The sequence below is a fragment of the Arthrobacter sp. JDC6 genome (genome assembly GCF_056484025.1).
This window is the reverse complement of the sequence record NZ_CM151278.1, coordinates 1,536,993-1,554,362: the sequence shown is the minus strand read 5'-3', so window position 1 is coordinate 1,554,362 and position 17,370 is coordinate 1,536,993. Positions and strand designations below refer to the sequence as shown.

Annotated in this window: 12 protein-coding genes; 4 read left to right on the top strand and 8 right to left on the bottom strand. The window is 61.9% G+C overall.

Features of this window, described 5'->3' with window-relative positions; genetic code table 11:
* Positions 1-15: 15 nt before the first annotated feature.
* The gene (locus ACV095_RS07235) at positions 16-993 is read left to right on the top strand and encodes a glycosyltransferase (RefSeq protein WP_478223191.1); all 978 of its coding nucleotides are present in this window, start codon (positions 16-18) and stop codon (positions 991-993) included.
* A gap of 89 nt (positions 994-1,082) precedes the next feature.
* Here the strand turns inward: ACV095_RS07235 and ACV095_RS07230 are convergent, their stop codons facing one another.
* Positions 1,083-1,997 carry a glycosyltransferase family 2 protein gene (locus tag ACV095_RS07230; RefSeq protein ID WP_478223190.1) on the bottom strand — a complete coding sequence of 305 codons (915 nt, stop codon included), beginning with the start codon at positions 1,995-1,997 and terminating at the stop codon, positions 1,083-1,085.
* 149 nt (positions 1,998-2,146) lie between these two features.
* On the opposite strand from ACV095_RS07230, the gene ACV095_RS07225 reads away from it, so the two are divergent.
* The gene (locus ACV095_RS07225; RefSeq protein ID WP_478223189.1) at positions 2,147-3,364 is read left to right on the top strand and encodes a lipopolysaccharide biosynthesis protein; all 1,218 of its coding nucleotides are present in this window, start codon (positions 2,147-2,149) and stop codon (positions 3,362-3,364) included.
* A gap of 71 nt (positions 3,365-3,435) precedes the next feature.
* On the opposite strand, the gene ACV095_RS07220 is transcribed toward ACV095_RS07225, so the two are convergent.
* The 5 genes from ACV095_RS07220 to glf form a co-directional block, all read right to left on the bottom strand.
* Positions 3,436-5,457, bottom strand: coding sequence for a DUF6541 family protein (locus tag ACV095_RS07220; protein WP_478223188.1), 2,022 nt, complete (start codon positions 5,455-5,457; stop codon positions 3,436-3,438).
* 110 nt (positions 5,458-5,567) lie between these two features.
* Positions 5,568-6,293 carry an ABC transporter ATP-binding protein gene (locus tag ACV095_RS07215; protein WP_018768495.1) on the bottom strand — a complete coding sequence of 242 codons (726 nt, stop codon included), beginning with the start codon at positions 6,291-6,293 and terminating at the stop codon, positions 5,568-5,570.
* Entirely contained in the window at positions 6,294-7,175 is an 882-nt protein-coding gene (locus ACV095_RS07210) for an ABC transporter permease (RefSeq protein ID WP_026265651.1), read from the bottom strand.
* Positions 7,172-9,196 carry a glycosyltransferase gene (locus ACV095_RS07205; RefSeq protein ID WP_478223187.1) on the bottom strand — a complete coding sequence of 675 codons (2,025 nt, stop codon included), beginning with the start codon at positions 9,194-9,196 and terminating at the stop codon, positions 7,172-7,174. Before ACV095_RS07205 ends, ACV095_RS07210 begins: the two co-directional genes overlap by 4 nt.
* Positions 9,193-10,380, bottom strand: a complete 1,188-nt coding sequence (glf, locus tag ACV095_RS07200; RefSeq protein WP_018768498.1) for a UDP-galactopyranose mutase — start codon at positions 10,378-10,380, stop codon at positions 9,193-9,195. The genes ACV095_RS07205 and glf overlap by 4 nt, the downstream gene beginning before the upstream one ends.
* Before the next feature lie 242 nt (positions 10,381-10,622).
* On the opposite strand from glf, the gene ACV095_RS07195 reads away from it, so the two are divergent.
* Entirely contained in the window at positions 10,623-14,708 is a 4,086-nt protein-coding gene (locus ACV095_RS07195) for an FtsK/SpoIIIE domain-containing protein (RefSeq protein ID WP_478223186.1), read from the top strand.
* Between the two features lie 61 nt (positions 14,709-14,769).
* Here ACV095_RS07195 and ACV095_RS07190 read toward each other — a convergent pair whose 3' ends face one another.
* Positions 14,770-15,162: a hypothetical protein gene (locus ACV095_RS07190; protein ID WP_478223430.1), complete on the bottom strand. Its 393-nt coding sequence runs from the start codon at positions 15,160-15,162 to the stop codon at positions 14,770-14,772.
* 325 nt (positions 15,163-15,487) lie between these two features.
* Between ACV095_RS07190 and ACV095_RS07185 the strand changes: the two genes are divergently transcribed.
* Positions 15,488-15,736 carry a WhiB family transcriptional regulator gene (locus ACV095_RS07185; protein WP_003804966.1) on the top strand — a complete coding sequence of 83 codons (249 nt, stop codon included), beginning with the start codon at positions 15,488-15,490 and terminating at the stop codon, positions 15,734-15,736.
* Between the two features lie 156 nt (positions 15,737-15,892).
* Here ACV095_RS07185 and ACV095_RS07180 read toward each other — a convergent pair whose 3' ends face one another.
* On the bottom strand, positions 15,893-17,359 hold the full coding sequence (locus tag ACV095_RS07180; RefSeq protein ID WP_018768501.1) for a sensor histidine kinase: 1,467 nt from the start codon (positions 17,357-17,359) through the stop codon (positions 15,893-15,895).
* Positions 17,360-17,370 lie beyond the last annotated feature (11 nt).

Sequence of the window (17,370 nt, the reverse complement as noted above, 5' to 3'; positions counted from 1 at the left end):
TTTGGCGCTGTAGCTATGGCCGCCTACGAGCCCGACGAAACCATGTTCGCTCGGCAGCTCTTGTCCATTCAAGCCCAGACTCACACCGCCTTTGTATGCCTCATATCGGCTGATGGCAATTTTGAGCGCGTCCAGGACATTGTCAGCCGGACCTGCGGAGGCGACAGGCGTTTCAAGGTGCTTGGATACGACGACAGGCTTGGGTTCCATCACAATTTTGAGCGTGCGCTCAATGCAGTTCCTGCGGAGGCACGCTGGGTAGCCCTCAGCGACCAGGATGACTACTGGTATCCGGAAAAGCTCACCACGCTGCTCCCCTACCTCGAGGAGTCAGCGCTTGTGACGTGTCAAGCCCGCGTCGTATCACCAGAGATGTCAACAACAGACCTGGACCCAGCCAAGGGTACGCAGACCGATCGGAAGAATGTAGGGCCGGCTGATCTTGTCGCCAACAACCAGGTTACAGGCGCACTCTGTGTGTTTCGTCGTGAACTCCTTGAGTTGGCTTTGCCCTTCCCGTCGCTGGCCGCCCCTTCCCAGTATCACGACCATTGGATCGCTCTCTGCGCTATGGCCGGAGACGGCGCACGCGTGAAGGACCTGGTCCTCCAGGACTACATCCAGCACGGCGGCAACGTTGTAGGAGAATCCCGGCAGAGTCTTACGGGCTCAATACGTAACACGTTCCGGTTCGTGCGCCGCTACGAAGGCAACGCGTCGCCTATAAGTATCTGCCGACTCATCTATAAGACAGGGCTGGGCTGGCGGACGCTGATGGCACGGACGCTCCTGCAGCGGCTTCAGAGCGACGGACGTTCAATCCCTGCGGACCTTCGGGGTGCATTGGAAATTTATGCCGCGCCCAAGGCACTACGCCTGATCCAGCTTTTGGCATTGGGTTGGCGACGCAAAAATGTGCCCTTGATGCGGGTGCTGGAAATCTTGCTGGGGGTCTTCGTGAAACCCATCAGCAGCCGGAACATAATCAACTGACCTGTTCGCCGGCGCCCTCGCGGTGCTTCGGTTCCAAGGCCCCCTTGAGCGTCCGGTGCTGCCGCAGCACGTGACCGGGACCGGGACCGTCAGCAGTTGATGCGTTCCCGGGCCTCGGTGGAAAGGGTGGCCAGCAGTTCACCGGGCATCTGACGGGTGGGTTTGGTGAAGAAACCCTGCCCATAACCCTTGGCAACCGCCACAAACCAGTCCTTCTTACTCCGGGCGGCCAGTCCCTGGTGCAGAGAATGCTGGATCAACAACAGAACATCGAACACATTGGTACCCAGCGGGAATTCCCGTTCCCGGATGTACCAAAGGCTGTTTCTGACATGGAAGAACAGCCGTGATCCCATGTCCTCTCCAATGCCCTTGGCAACCGGGTGGTTGACTTGGCTCTCCTTGACGGTCATCGCGAAGCCCATCTTGGACAGTCGATGGGTGTATTCGGAGTCATCAATCCAGATAAAGAAGTCCTTGAACGGCAGATGCGTGGCGGCGGCAACCTGAAGGTTGATCAGCACGCCCACGAAGGTCGCGGCATCAATGGCGATACCGCCCAGTTCGCTGGCCCGTACCTGCTTATGAGCGTCCCGGCTCACTACGGGGGGATTCCTGGGATTGAACTCCCCCCGGCCCGCCGTCACGAGTGACGCAAGGAACGCGGGACGGGGCGCCATGGACTCGAACTTTTCCATCAACGGCGCCAGTGCGTCCAATTCGGGTTCAGCGTCGTCGTCCATGAGCCACGCTGCATCATGGCCGTGGGCAAGAGCAATCTCCACTCCCCAGGCGAAGCCCCCGGCTCCACCGAGATTGGCACCTGTCTCAAACATCGTGACAGTCGGGTGTGAGTCGCGTATGTACTCTGCGCTTCCGTCGGTGGATCCGTTCTCAATGACGATGATTTCATCGAGCGGCCTCGTCTGCTGTTCCAGAGCCGCCAGGCACTTCTTCAGGTAGTCAAGACGGTTGTAAGAGACGACGACAGCAGCTACGGACATGAAATTTCCTGACTTTTTAGATCAACTTCCCGGTACATCGTAGTCGACCTGGGGCACAATCCCCTTGTCCGGCGAGGGGCGCCGGCTACTCTAAGCTGGATACTTTGGCGCTCAACGCTTACAAAGGCACGTCGAAGGAACAGAACCGCATGAAAGCAATTGCCGCAGCGCTGGCCAGGTTGGCGAAGTTTGCCCTGACCGTTGGCCTCGGCACCGTCGTCGGACTAATAGCTATTCCTGTCATCACCGACGTTGTCGGGTCCGGGCTGTGGGCCATCCTTGCGCTGGTGCAATCGCTGGCCACCCTGTTCGGTGTACTGGTCGCCTTTGGATGGGGAACCGTCGGACCGTCGATGGTCGCGTCGCTGCCAGCGGCCGAACGTCCGCAACTTTTCGCGGACTCACTCGTAACGCGCTCCTATCTCTACTTGTTGACGGCACCAATCATGGGCTGTGTCATGATTGCTTTGCAGCCGGCCCATGCCGCCTTTGTCTTCCTGGCCTCCCTGACGTATCTTCTCCCCTTCCTTGGGGCCTCTTGGTACTTTATCGGCGAGGCAAAGCCAACACGCCTCTTTCTGGCTGACGCGCTGCCGCAGTTGGCCGGTACGGTTGCTGGACTTTTCGTTCTTACGAACACGAGAGATTTGACTCTCATGGTGCTGACGCAACTGCTGTTCAGCCTGTTTGCCGTAGCGATCAGCGCAGTCGTGGTGCTGGGCTCGGCTAAGTCGACCCTGAGCTTCGACTTCTCCATCCGTGGGTCCTGGTCGCGCATGCAGTTGCAACGGCACGGAGTCATCACTGCGGCGACTGGGAGCCTCTACGTGAATTTGCCGATTCTTGCCGTCACAATCCTGATTCCGTCCCATTTGGACGTGTACGCCTTCGCGGACCGGCTGTTCCGATACGGCGCCGTAGCTTTCTCGCCCGTTCTCCAATTTATTCAGGGTTGGATACCGGAAGGTGGCGTACGGGACCAGAAGCATAGAATCCGGCGTGCAGCCCAGGCCGCGCCCTTGATTGGGGTGGCAGGCGGTCTGGCCCTGGCGATCCTTGGCCCGTTTGCGGCTCAAGTTCTTGTCAAAGATCCCATCCCATTCGGCACAAGCCTCAGCGTACCGATCGGAGTGGCTTTTGCAGCGGTGGCGCTATCACAGGTGCTGGGACTGGCTTGCCTTGTAGCAGTTGGACGGGCACGGGACCTAGCGAGATCGACACTCATCGGCGCCCTGGCAGGTGCCCCGATGATCGTAGCGGGAGCAATCAGCCTTGGTGTGGTGGGGGTGGCCTGGGCCGTCGCCATATCCGAAGCCCTTGTTGCGGCTTACCAGCTTGTGGTACTCCGTCGACACATGCGGGGCTAAGCAGGGGTCATAGTTCCCGCAAAGCGGATACCAACCGTTCCGGGGCTGAATTATGAGGCCGGGTTTAGCCTCTACGCAGGAGGGGAAGGGCACAGGTCGAGTTTGTAGAGCTTCGCCTCACCCTGGGAGTCTTCGAGTGTGGCCATGCCTGCAGCTATGAGGGCGTCCAGTCCTTTATAGCCACTGTCCCTTCCATGGACTTCCCGGTGCCCGAAGTCGAGGATGTATTCGATCTTCAGGCTTTCAACTGTCGGGCATACGGCGGGATCGTCCTTGGCCGGAGCAGGACCGTTAAGCAAAGGAGTTGCACCTTGGGGAACGGCGCTGAGGATGTGGAGTTGGACGAGCTTCCGGTCGGCAAAGGCGTACGCGAGGGAACTTCCGTTCCATGGATTGCCCACCATAAGGGCGTCCTGGGGCACTTCGCCTGGCAAGCGCTTGATGAGCGCCATCTCGTCGCTGGAGATCAGCGGTGAGTTCTCGGACAACCGGTAAGACCCTGCCATTGACGCTTCGGCTTGGCTGACATTGCCGCGTTGAGTCGCCACAATCAAAGCCAAAACCATGACGGTAGCCGCCACGGCGCCCAACATCTCCGGCCGCAAAGTCTTCCCGCCCGTCACAGGCGCGGTGGGCCGGACAGAACGGCCCCTTATCAGGCCGGCGCCCTTTGCCACGAGGATGGACAGCTGATTCCACACCGCGACGGCACCCCTGCACGCAAGCGGAATCGTCACCACGGGCAGGAGAGCCGCCAGCCGGGGAGGGTCGTTGTACCAGATGCCAGTGAGGAAAAGCCGGAAGTCGTCAGCCGGAAAGGAGCTGACCACAACGAAGAGAAAAGCAGCCACCGCATAGGTTCCCAGCAGCCACAGCTGCCGCCCGGACCGGAAAGTCAAGTAAATGCCGATCAGCGTCAGGAGCATGATGCCCCACGCAACTGGACGGCCAATTGCTGAGCTGGAGATCACCTCTCCAATTGCCTGCCCCGTCGACTCTACCGGCGGCCAGAAGGCAGCCTCGGCTGGAGGACGCACCGCGTCCCACAAGACTCGGAGCAGTACGACGGCGACAACGAAGCCGAGTGCCAGGGCCGTTGAAACGATGATTCGTTCCTTGCCCCGCCGGGTTGCAACCGTAGTCATGAAAATGCGGGTGTACACGTAGAGGGACGGGGGCAACATCAGTGCCAGCCACGCCATGGCGGCGCTTGGGTGGGCAAGTGCCATACCCGGAAGAGCCGCAAGCAGCAGGAACAGGCTCAGGAGCCTGGATCGGCTGGATACGGCAGACAGGCCAAGTGCGTCCAGTCCCAAGGCAATCACCATAGGCAGGAGGGCAAGCGCAAGAAAATTCGGGTACAGGACACCGAAGTCCAAGAGGGAAATTGGAAAAGCGCCGAATGCAGCAGATGCAATGCCTGCAGTGATGCTGACGGCCGGACGGCGCCCCCAAATGGCCTGTGCGAGATAAATGCACCCAAGCGGCCAGACGAAGGAGGCCACGACAATATTCATGACGTTTACGGATGCCGTGATGTCCCCTCCCCCAATGCCGACGAGCAGGGAGACCAGGTCGTGCCAGGCGGCGGGATAGGAACCGGCCCCCGTCATCGCATTAAGCGTGAGGGACGAGCCGGAGCCGGTGTCGAGAATGTACCGCACAGCGTTCAGGTGGAACACATTGTCGAAGGTTTGGGAAAACGACTCCGGGGAACCGGCGGCGTTCAACAGCCGACGACCAATCAGGACGGCTGCGATGGCCGATGCCGCCAAAGAGGCAAGGATCCAGTGGCCCGGATTGTCCTTCAACCCCGCATCAACCGCACCGGCCCGCTTCCTGAGCAGGAGGGACACCGCAAGAGCTACGGCGGCCACCCCAATGGTTACGGCGACCACCGGCAGGAGCGACCAGGCAATTCCAGCGAAGGGTGCCAGGATTGCAGCCACAGCAATTATTGAGACGCTCACAGAGGGAGCAGCGGCGGCGGCCCGGGTGGCACCCAGTCGCGCGGCCATGCCGACGGTGAATCCGGGAATCATCAGCAGGGCCACCGCGAGGACAAACTGTGGTACTGCGTCAAACCAAGACAAAAGTCCTCCGTACGGCTACTGGAGCGCGGGTATGTTCTGCCTGCCGCGGCTGCCTGCTTGAAAACGTCACGGACGGCCTGGTAAGGCCCGCGACGAAGGGTTAAATTAGGTCAATTGCGCAACAGGCCGACAGCCTCATGTATCGGCCCGTCGTAAATCATTTCTCCGTGTTTGAGGAGAACACCCCGTTTGCAGATCCTCGACACAAGATCCAAGTCATGGCTCACCACGACCAAGGTCTTGCCGTCCTGCGCCAATTCCTGGATTTTGTCGATGCACTTCCGTTGGAAAGGCTCATCTCCTACTGCGAGGATCTCATCGATCAGGAAAACCTCAGGGTCTGTGTGCACAGCAACGGAAAAGGCGAGCCGCAGGTACATTCCGGACGAGTAGAACTTGACCTCGGTATCTATGAACTGGCCAATCTCGGAAAACTCGACAATGTCGTCGAACCGGTCCTTGATCTGCTGCTCGGTCATTCCCAGGATGGCGCCGTTAAGGAACACGTTGTCGCGTCCGGAGAGGTCCGGGTGGAAGCCCGCGCCGACTTCGATCAGTCCCGCCACCCTGCCCCTTGTTTTTACTGTTCCTGAATCAGGAAGCATGACCCCCGAAATATGCTTGAGCAGAGTGGACTTGCCGGAACCGTTCAGGCCCAGCAGCGCCACTGTTTCCCCCGCCTCGACGTTGAGAGAAACGTTCTTTAGCGCGTGGAACTTCTCCGAAAGATCCCCTTTGCGCCCCTTGACGAGCCAAACGACGGCTTCCTTGATGGATCGCGTATGGCGGAGGACGAATTGCTTGCTGATGTCAGAGACTTCAATTGCGTTGACCACTTAGAGCTCCTGCGCGAAACGGCCCTCAAGGCGCCGGAAAGTGAATTGGCCCAGGACGAGGATCGCCAAGGCAACGCCGATCCCAACCACCAGCCAAAGACTAAAAAGATTGGGGGGCATGGCGACGGAACCGTCAGTCGTCGGGAACCAGAACGCGTAATGAAAGAGCTCCACGCCGATCGTGATCGGATTCGCCTGGTAGACGGCAAACCATCCCGACCCCAGCTTCTCCTGAACCATGGACCAGGCATACATCACGGGGGAAGCCCAGGTGGCGACCATCAGGAGCATGTCCACCAGGTTCTCGGAGTCACGGAAGTAGACGTTGGCGGCGCCGAACAGAAGACCCAGGCCCGTGGCAAGGAGGGCAACGATTGCAAAGCCGGCCACCGCCGCGAGCAGCTGAAAAACGTTGGGATGCCATCCGGCGAAGAGACACCCGACGACGAGCACCACCAGCTGCGGGAAGAAGTGCACAGCCGAAACCCAAACGGACGCCACAGGAAAGAGTTCGCGCGGAAGATAGATCTTCTTGATGAGGTTTCCGTTGTTGACGATGGACCTGGCTGCATTTCCCAGTGCTTCGGAAAAGAAGTTGATTAGCACAATGCCCGAAAACAGGTAGACGGCGTAGTTGGCCAACCCTTCGGGGTTCCGTGCGCTTCGTTCCAGGCCCAGAAAAACCCCGAGAGCCACGTAGAAGACGATGAACTGCACTCCAGGCTTCACATACGACCAGAGCAGGCCCAGGACAGACCCTCGGTAGCGTACCTTGAGCTCTTTCCGTACCAGCAGCTTAAGAAGGAAGCCTGACTGCCTTATATCCCGGAGGCCACCACCCAGTCCGGGCGTGGTCAACTCCCCGGATGCGACTTCACTCACTTGATCTCGTTCTGGGTATGCTGCTCGAACGTCTTCCTCCAGGACTCCATAGAAGTGAGGTCCGACACGGCAGCTTTGTATTTCCTGCTGAGCGCGGGCCACTCCTTGAGCAGGGCAGAGTGAAGCCGCGCGCTCTCTGCCAGCATCTTCCGCAACTGCTTGGGATCCCGGCGGTACCAGGAGGCTCCGGTGCCTTCAGCGTTGGACACCACAGCGCTGTCGTACTGGGCCATGCGCCACCACCGGTTGTCCTGGTGCGCAATCGTTGTCTGAGGACGCTCTGCACTGGTGCCCTTGACCGGGCTTGCCAACTGCCGAACGACAGTCTTGGCCGCCCATGGAAGAAGGGTCAGCTTGCCAGGCTGCGACGGGCCGTGGCCCCGCCGCGGCGGTTTGTCCATCTTTGGCGCCGGAAAGTCTTCCGGATCAGGACGGAAGACTGCATCCGAATGTGCGGCCATCATCTCGCGGATCTGTGGCAGCTTGGCTGGCAGCAGCCCGGGCAGTGATTCCGGCCCCTTCAACACATCCTCCAGGGCCCATTGCCGGCCCTGGGCCGTGGCGTACTGCATGGACACCAGATGCTTGACGTCAGCGTATTGCGACTCCTTGATGACCCTGCCGCCGAACTCGTAGGGACTGTGAAGGAGGGCGGCCACCACCCTGTTGCGGGCGTGGAAGTAGGCCTGCCAGCCAACGAGGTCGTCCTTGTCAATCCAGGACACGTGCCAAACAGCTGAGCCCGGTAACGACACCGTGGGGTATCCGGCCGCCTTGGCCCGCAGCCCATATTCGGAATCGTCCCACTTGATGAACAGCGGGAGTGAGAGTCCGATCTCCCGGATTACCTGGGTGGGGATCAGGCACATCCACCAGCCGTTGTAATCGACGTCGCAACGCCGATGCAGCCACGGGGTTTGGCGAAGGTTGGACGACAGGAAGTCGTGGCCCAGGATCATGTCCTCGCTGGGTAGCGAAGGCTGGAACCGGTAAGGGTTTACCACTTCGCCGAAGGTGTGCAGGACCGTCCGGTTGTAGAGGTCGAACATGTGCCCTCCGACGAGGGTCGGAGTCTTGCACCGGTCCGCGAACGTCAGAAGGCGAATGATGCTCTCAGGCTCAACAACAACGTCATCGTCCATCAACAGGGCGTAGTCGCTGCCGTTCTCGACAGCCTCGAACATGCCCCGCGCAAACCCGCCCGAACCGCCCAGGTTGGACTGGTTGATGATGCGGAGCTTGCCCCTGAGGGAACGCTTGACGTCGTCGAACCCCTCAGCGTCGGAAAGTTTCTGTGTGCCCTGGTCAACAATCAGGATTTCCTGCACGTGGGCCAGCGCTTCTTCGCTGTCGGCAAGGAGCCGCAGGTTGTTGAGGCAGAAATCCGTTTTGTTCAGGGTGGTGATCTGGAGCGTGACGGACCCCGGCGTTGTTTCGACCGCCGGACCCTGCCATTCCGCGTCGAGCATGATCAAGGGCTCGGTTCCGGCCAGCAGGTCGAACCAGTACCACCCGCCGTCGCCGAAGGGCGCCAGTGAAAGTTCAAACGTGCTCTCCGCGTTGCCTTCAACCCGGCGGGTGTCCACCCGCTGCAGGGAACCGCGGGCGTTCGACTTGTAGACGATAACCGAGCCGGCGCCCTGGGTCCGGACCTGGAGCCGGATCTTGTCTACTGTCGTCCACCGACGCCAGTAGCTGGCGGGGAAAGCGTTGAAGTAGGTGCCGAAAGACACCCGTTCGCCGGAACGGACAGACGTTGAGTGCCGCGAAAGGAAGTCTTCAACGTGCGCTTCTTTGGTGGGGCTGCTGATGGTCCGGGGCTTCGCGGTCTTACCGTCGCGGTCGCCGGCGGTGGGCAACTGAATGCCCGTCGCGGTGCCCATGTCCATATAGAGGGGCACCGTGTCCATCTGGCTGGCACTGGGCAGGATCACACGCTGAAGCGTCTGCCACGCTCCCCGGTCCATAACAGCGTCAGCCCTCACGGTGTTCTTCGTCTTGTTGTCGGTAGGGACGCTCATGCGTCGACTCCCCCGCTTTCAAGCTGTACGCCGCTTTCGAAGTGCGGCCGGATCTTGTTGTCAAACATGCTGAGAGCGGCGCCGATGGCCATGTGCATGTCGAGGTACTTGTAGGTGCCCAGCCTGCCGCCGAACAATACGTCCTTTTCGGCCGCAGCGAGGTCTCGGTACTTCAGGAGGCGTTCCCTGTCCGCGGAGGTGTTGACCGGGTAGTAAGGCTCATCGCCCTTTTCGGCAAAGCGCGAGAATTCGCGCATGATGACCGTCTTTTCGGTCTGGTAGTCGCGCTCCGGGTGGAAGTGGCGCGGTTCGATGATGCGGGTGTAGGGGACGTCTGCGTCGTTGTAGTTCACAACCGACGTGCCCTGGAAGTCGCCCATCTCAAGGACTTCTTCCTCGAAGTCGATGGTGCGCCAGGACAGGTCGCCCTCGGCATAGTCGAAGTACCGATCCACCGGGCCGGTGTAGACGACAGGAATGTTGCCCACGACCTTGTTTTTGCTGTACTCGTGGGACTCGTCGAAGAAGTCGGTATTGAGCCGCACCTCGATGTTGGGGTGCTCTGCCATCTTTTCGATCCAGGCGGTGTAGCCGTTGGTCGGCAGGCCCTCGTACTTGTCATTGAAGTACCGGTTGTCATAGTTGTAGCGCACAGGCAGCCGGGAAATGATACCGGCCGGCAGGTCCTTGGGATCTGTCTGCCACTGCTTGCCGGTGTAGTGCTTGATGAAGGCCTCGTACAAGGGGCGGCCGATCAGCTGGATGCCCTTGTCGTTCAGGTTCTGGGGGTCAGTTCCCGCCAGTTCCCCTGCCTGTTCCTGGATGAGGTCGCGGGCCTGGCCGGGGGTGAGATTGGCCCGGAAGAACTGGTTGATGGTGGCCAGGTTGATGGGAAGCGAATAGACCTCGCCCTTGTGGACGCCATAGACCTTGTGCACATAGTCAGTGAAGGTGGTGAACCGGTTGACGTACTCCCACACCCGCTCGTTCGAGGTATGGAAGAGGTGGGCGCCGTACCGGTGGATCTCGATCCCGGTCTGCTCTTCCTTTTCGCTGTACGCGTTTCCGCCGATGTGGTGGCGGCGGTCGATGACAACGACCTTCAGGCCGAGCTCAGTGGCGGCCTGTTCTGCGATTGTCAGGCCAAAAAAGCCGGACCCTACGATGACGAGGTCAGCGGTCACAAAATCTCCTGGTTCGAATGCGGGCAGCGCAATGGTGCGCAGTGTCTGCTGCTCTAGCCTACCCGAGTGACTGCAGGGCCCGTCGAATCAGCATTCCCGCTGTGACCCGGCACACGGAGTCCCGGTGGGCAGGCGAAGGACCCCGTTATCCCAGTGCGGTTTATCCACATAGGCGCAGAAGCCAATGCCCCGCACTGAGCCCGGTGGCTAGCGTGGGTGCATGCACGAGGGACCAACTACCCATGACGCTTAATTGCACTCTGGTGGGCGGACCGGGATCACCGCGTCCCCAGCCACCCGTGGAACTGTCCATTGATGCACCGGCCGGCACGGCAGGGTACGTCATTCACGAACAGTTGGTCCGGAAGTACGGTGCGGGCTCGGTCAGCGTGGACGGGCAGGATCTGCGTTCCCTGGTCCTCGGCGTGCCGCCGCTCGTAGAGGCGGCAATCCTTGTCGACGGCGGCACCCCACCTTCGAGCAGGCGGCCACGGCGCCCGCCAATTGCCGATGCCGTCCCTCCCCTGGTCCTCGCCATCGACAGCGGAGCAGCAGCGGGAACCGTAGTGCCATTACGGCGTGGCACCTACACCATCGGTCGAAGCGGCACACGGATTGTCATCCCGGACCCGGAGTTGTCCCGTGAACATGCCAGTGTGGTGGTCACTGACACGGAGATCATAGTGGTTGACCTGGACAGCGCCAACGGGACGTATGTCGACGGCCAAAGGATACGGAACACGGTTATCTCAACGGACTCAACCATCAGGTGCGGTCAATCGAACCTATCGCTGGTGTTTGCAGATGTGCCCCATAGAGTCCTCTCGGAAGCAGGAAAGTCGGTGGCGGAACCTATCGTGGTGTCCGGCCGCCCTGATCCAGGAAACCGCGCGGCACTCCTTCTGACCGCGATTCTCCCACTGGCACTTGGGGTACTGCTGGCCTTTCTCACCGGCATGTGGATGTTTCTGGCCTTTTCCGCGGTTTCGGTGTTTTCGGTCCTGGTGCCCGCGGTCAGCGGACGGCGGCACAGGCGGGACCTGTCCGCGGCCCTGAAGTCGGCTGTTGAAGATGACAGGGAACGCCGACGACGGTGCGCCCCTTCCCTGTCCATCGTTGCTCTTGCGGCCCGGCGGACTGAAGGGACGTCCTGCCCGGATTCCCCCGGCGACGGGGTGTGGCTGCGGCTGGGACAGGCAGAACAGCCGGCCAATGTCAGGATCGAACCGCCCGGTGCTGCCGAGACCATCCCACGGGCAGGAATCGTCCCCGTCGTTCTGGACCCGGACGTCCCGCTCACCACCCTGGGCGGCCCGCGCTTTGCCACCGATGGCACCCTCCGCTCCCTTCTCATGCAACTTGCGGCATACCCGCGCACGGGCACGATGAATGTCGTCGTCCACGGGCTGCCGGAAGCCCTACCCCTCGCAGCCCGGTATCTCAGCAGAGTGACGCTCACTGCAACACTGTCCGCCGCCCTTAATGCAGTGGACGGCAGCGAGCAACAGGGCTGCGGGCGGGGAGTCCTTTTGATCCGGGGGGATAACTCCGGAGCGGTGGTGGAAAAGTCGCTCCGGGAAGCAGCGCTCCAGCGGGGGTGGCAGGTTCTTCACTTCCTGCCTGAAGACGGCGATTGGCCTGCACCTGACGTCCTCCTGTCCGAGCGCGCATCAACCGTGGTGCAGAACCACCGCGGTACTGTGTTTGTCCCTGACCTGGTCCCGGACGAAGTCTTTACCGCTTTCTGCCGGCACCTCGCCGGTGCCCTGATTCGTGACAAGGAACAGGCCAGGACCGTTCCCGCTTCCTGCAGCCTTGACGAAGTCCTGCCACTGACGCTCGCGGCTACCGCAAGCAGATGGGACTGCAGCGCCCGAAACATCGGGTTGCCCGTACCCTTGGGCGTTTGCAGGTCGGGAACGAAGACCTTCGACCTCCTGGCCGACGGTCCGCACCTCGTGGTGGCAGGCACCACAGGCTCAGGGAAGTCGGAACTGCTCCGGAGCATGGCCCTGGCGCTGGCCTTGTCCTATCCGCCGGACCGGGTCAACTTCTTCTTCATCGATTTCAAGGGCGGTTCAGGTCTTGGTCCGCTCAGCGGGCTCTTCCATTGCGTGGGACTGCAGACGGATCTTTCCGATTCCGAGATGGAGCGGACACTGACATCGCTTCGCGCCGAAGTGAGGCTGCGGGAGAGCTGCCTCGCCGCGGCCCGCGTCCCTGACGTCTCCACGTACCGCTCCGCACCGGCGGCCAAGGATTTTGTGCTCCCCCACCTCGTCATCGTCATCGATGAGTTCAGGATGCTGGTTGACGACGCGCCGGAAGTGCTTCGTGAGCTGCTGCGGATAGCATCGATCGGACGGTCACTGGGCATCCACTTGATCATGGCCACTCAGAGGCCGCAGGGAGCGTTGACAGCTGACATCCGTGCAAACGTCACCTCGAGCATTGCACTTCGCGTGCAGTCCGACATGGAATCTGTCGACATCGTCACTTCCAGGGACGCTTCGGCCATCAGTGTTAATACCCCCGGCCGCGCCTTCCTGGCGCGCGGAACGGAGCCGGCCGAGGAGTTCCAGGCCGCGTCCCTGTCGTCAGTCTCCGATCGCAAACAGCCAAGTGCCGTTTCTGTCCAGCGGACAATGGACTATCTCGCCTGCCAGGCAGCCGAACCAGGCGACAGACGAGCCCCTGCACCCACCCCCGCACAGGCAGTGGAACCGCTGGCAGCCTTGGTGAGGAGTCTGTGCGCTGCCCAGCAGAAACCAGCACCGAGAAGGCCTGTCGCACCTCCACTGCCGACTGAACTGGAAAAGCCCGACCCGAACGCGCCATCCTCGGATTCGGGAACCGCTGACTCACTGGCCCTGGAACCCGTGGCTGTGGCGGGCCAGATCTGCCTCGGCCTAATGGATGTTCCCGAGCAACAAGAACTTCAGCCCCTTCTGTGGAGCCATGCCAAGCACGGTCACGCAGCCTTCATTGGCAGTCCAACTTCCGGGGCCGGATCGGCACTGGAATTGACTGTCCATGAACTAATGGCCAGTCCTGATGGAGCCCATTTCTATGTCCTGGACGCGGACGGGAGTCTTTGCCCGCTGGCAGGTGAAGCACGGGTGGGCGCCCACGCCGCCTTGCACGATCTGCGGCGTGGAGTGCGCATCCTGGAGCGGCTCGTCCGTGAACTGGGGCAGCGGTTGAGTCAACCCGCCTCCAATCCGGTACCTCTCGTCCTCGTCATCATCGGCTGGGGATCCTGGGTTTCGGCATTCCGGTCCGGACCGCTGGCCTGGGCGGAAGATCTGGTTCTGGACCTCGTGCGCGACGGCGCCAGGGCAGGGATAACGCTCCTGGTCCATGGGGAGCGGGAGCTTGTCACCGCCAGGTTCTTTGGTGCGCTTCCCAATCGTTTCTTTTTTCCAGCCTGCTCCACCGAGGAGAACCGCGCCCTGTGGCCGCGGATGCCTGCCGTTCCGGCCGTCAAGGGCAGGGCTGTAGCCTTCGGCCCTGTCTCGGGCGGCAACCCCGTTGCCTGCCAGTTCTACCGCACCCCCGATCTGCAGGCTGGCACAGGCCGGAGAGGCGCCGGATATCCGCCAGCCGCATCGACTCCATTCCGCATTGAACCCCTCCCGGCGAAAATCACGGTCCGGCAGATCGCAGCGGTCATGTCGGCGGTGGGGACACCCCACCGAGCCCTGCGGTCCCCAGACCAGGACCCGCCTGGCGGTACGCACTGCTACGAACTATCGGAACCGCCCCGCCGGCCACGCAACGTCATCCTGGGCGTAGCCGGAGACGAACCCGCTCCAGCGTCCTTGCGGATGCCTGGCAGCGGAGTCACCGCCATTCTTGGCAACCCGGGAAGCGGCAAAAGCAATACCCTGCTCGCGCTGGCAGCACTCAACCCGGGACAGCAGTGGTGCACGTGTCCGGTACCGGCAGAAGGCGCAGAAGATTTTTGGCGGGACGTGCTTATGCAGGCGGAGAGCGGGGGGCTTTCGCGGGAGACCGTACTGCTGGTTGACGACGTTGATCTGCTGGCCCTTCCGGCGTTGAGGGCTTTGGAGCAGCTGGCCGCTTTGGGCCACTCCCTGATGGTCACTGCTGCCTTCAGCCCAATGCTTTTCCAACGCGTTCCGCTGGTCATGAACGCAAGGGGCGCCGGCGCCGGACTTCTGCTGGGGCCACGTTCCCTGGCGGATGGCGACTTGTTTGGGATCAGGTTCGAAGTTGAGTCCAACGCTCCGCCGGGGCGTGGCGTCCTCATCTCCGGCGGGCGGTCCTGCCCCGTTCAGGTGGCCTGGGCGGGCGCGACAGGCTGAGCATGCCGGTTGCCCGTCGAACGCCGTCCCGCGGAGAGGCGGCCAGGCCCCGCGCTGCAGGTCAAAGTGCGGGCGGAGCACTTCCGGTTCGGGAGGCATGGTTGATCACGTTGTTGGAGAACAGGAGGACGATGGCGACAACAGCGGGTACCAGCATCGCCAACCCGGCAAGGACCAGGCCGCTGGTTATGGCAGGTACGCCTATGGTCAGGACGAACAGTTGGGCCACCAATGCGGCCGCCCGGGTCCAGCGGTAGCCCCTGTACAAAAAGACGGACACCGCAAACAGCCACGCGGAGAAAGCAAGCAGGAGCCCCAAGGTGAAGACGGCACCCCAGAAGGACAGCACGGGGCTCCCGCTGAGCAGCTCGTAGGCGTACCACCAGGCGGCTGCCAGCAAAGCCGTCGCCTCTGCAGCAGTCACAATGGCCACCACCTTGGCCGCGGCCGGCACGGTTGCCGGACGATCGCCGGCCGAGGGGTCAGCACCGTCACGGGGCTCATCAGGAGAAGAGGGGGCGCCTGCTGGGTTTACCGGGGGTCTTGACACACTGGCACCCTACCGGACATAGTCGGACACTGGTGAGGGCGGGAGCCGACACTGTGATGCATCGCTCAGGTTTCAGCGGATATCAAGCGTTATTACCCCTTGTTTACACAGCGTTAACATGACAGGCTTGATGCAGATGACCAAGGGGGCCCTGAGGGCCCCTTTCCTTTGTAGCCACTAGTGAATAATTTCACAAAGGCATTTCCCGGAAATGGAGCAACTGATCAGCATGGATTGGCGTAACCGCGCAGCGTGCCTTGACAAGGACCCGGAACTGTTCTTCCCCGTTGGGAACACAGGACCTGCCCTCCTGCAGATCGAGGAAGCCAAGAGCGTCTGCCGCCGGTGCCCTGTCGTAGACACCTGCCTGCAGTGGGCCCTCGAGTCCGGCCAGGACGCCGGCGTATGGGGCGGCATGAGCGAAGACGAGCGCCGCGCGCTTAAACGGCGCGCCGCCCGCGCACGTCGCGCCTCCTAGGAAGGCACGGCACCGCAGGCCGGTCAGCATCGGGCCCAGCAACCGCAGAACAGAGGCCCCTGGACAATCCACATGGATCGTCCAGGGGCCTCTGTCTGTTCTACGGTGTCTGTATTACTCACCGTCCGGCCCTTGGATGTGGCCGGACCGGTACCCCTACTTCCCGGCCAGGCTGAGCCGGATCTTGACCTCGGTCCCGCCGCCCTCGCGGCGCTCCCACGTGATGGTCCCGCCCAACTCGCTGGTGACAAGCGTGCGCACGATCTGAAGCCCGAGCCCCTCAACGTGCGGAGTCTGCGGAAGCCCCACCCCGTCATCGGCGATGGTCACTGTCAGTTCTTCGCCGTCGTCCCCTTCGGACCGGTCGGCAACAAGCCAGACTGTTCCTGCCCTTCCTTCAAGGCCATGCTCCACAGCGTTGGTCACCAGTTCGTTGATGACGAGGGCCAGCGGGGTGGCAAGATCGCTGGGAAGTTCACCGAAGGTCCCTGACCGTTCGGTCCGGACCTGCTGCGACGGGGAGGCCACCTCAGCAGACAGCCGGAACTGGCGCCCGATCAGTTCGTCGAAATCAACACTTTGCGTCAGGCCCTGCGACAATGTCTCGTGGACCAGCGCGATCGTGGCAACGCGCCGCATCGCCTGCTCCAGGCCCTGCTTCGCCTCATCGCTGACCATGCGCCTGGACTGCATCCGCAAGAGCGCAGCCACGGTCTGGAGATTGTTCTTGACCCGGTGGTGGATCTCCCGGATGGTGGCGTCCTTGGTCACCAGCTCCATTTCGCGTCGGCGCAACTCGGAGACGTCACGGCAGAGAACCAGGGCGCCGAACCGCTGCTGTTCGTCCCGGAGCGGAATGGCCCGCAGGGACAGGCTGACCCCGCGGGACTCGATCTCGCTGCGCCATGGCATGCGTCCGGTGACAACCAGCGGCAGGGTCTCATCGACCATGCGCCGGTCCTTGAGCAGGCCGGCGGTGACTTCGGCGAGCGAGCGCCCTTCCAGGGATTCGCCGTCACCCAGGCGCCGGAAGGCCGACACTCCGTTGGGACTGGCGTACTGGACCACGCCATCGGCATCCAGCCGGATGAGGCCGTCCCCTACGCGGGGCGCGCCCCGGCGGGAGCCGGTAGGTGAGGCGAAGTCGGGCCACAACCCAAGCGTGCCCATCCGCAGGAGGTCGTAGGCGCACTGGCGGTAGGTCAACTCCAGCCGTGACGGCATGCGTGAACTGGAGAGGTCCATATGGGTGGTGACTACCGCAAGGGTCCGGCCGTTGCGGACCATGGGGACGGCCTCCACCCGCAGCGCCATCTCGCTGTTCCAGTTCGTCTCGCTGGAGCGCTCAATGGACCGGGAGTTCCAGGCTTTGTCCACGAGCGGTTGCAGGTCTGACCGGATTCCCTCGCCGACGAAGTCGCTGTGGAACGCCGTGTGCGTGGTGGACGGGCGTACGTGCGCCAAAGCGATGTAGCCAAGCTCCGGGTGGGGGAACCAGAGCGCCAGGTCGGCGAACGCCAAGTCCGCGACCATCTGCCAGTCCCCCACCAGGAGGTGCAGCCATTCGGCATCGCCCGGCCCGAAATCAGCATGTTCCCTGATAGGGTCCGTAAAGATTGCCACTGCACCTCCAT

Coding starts and splice junctions, on each gene's coding strand:
- ACV095_RS07205 (WP_478223187.1), bottom strand. CDS start 9,196: ATGAGCGTCCCTACCGACAACAAGACGAAGAACACCGTGAGGGCTGAC.
- ACV095_RS07225 (WP_478223189.1), top strand. CDS start 2,147: ATGAAAGCAATTGCCGCAGCGCTGGCCAGGTTGGCGAAGTTTGCCCTG.
- ACV095_RS07235 (WP_478223191.1), top strand. CDS start 16: ATGGCCGCCTACGAGCCCGACGAAACCATGTTCGCTCGGCAGCTCTTG.
- ACV095_RS07195 (WP_478223186.1), top strand. CDS start 10,623: ATGACGCTTAATTGCACTCTGGTGGGCGGACCGGGATCACCGCGTCCC.
- ACV095_RS07230 (WP_478223190.1), bottom strand. CDS start 1,997: ATGTCCGTAGCTGCTGTCGTCGTCTCTTACAACCGTCTTGACTACCTG.
- ACV095_RS07185 (WP_003804966.1), top strand. CDS start 15,488: ATGGATTGGCGTAACCGCGCAGCGTGCCTTGACAAGGACCCGGAACTG.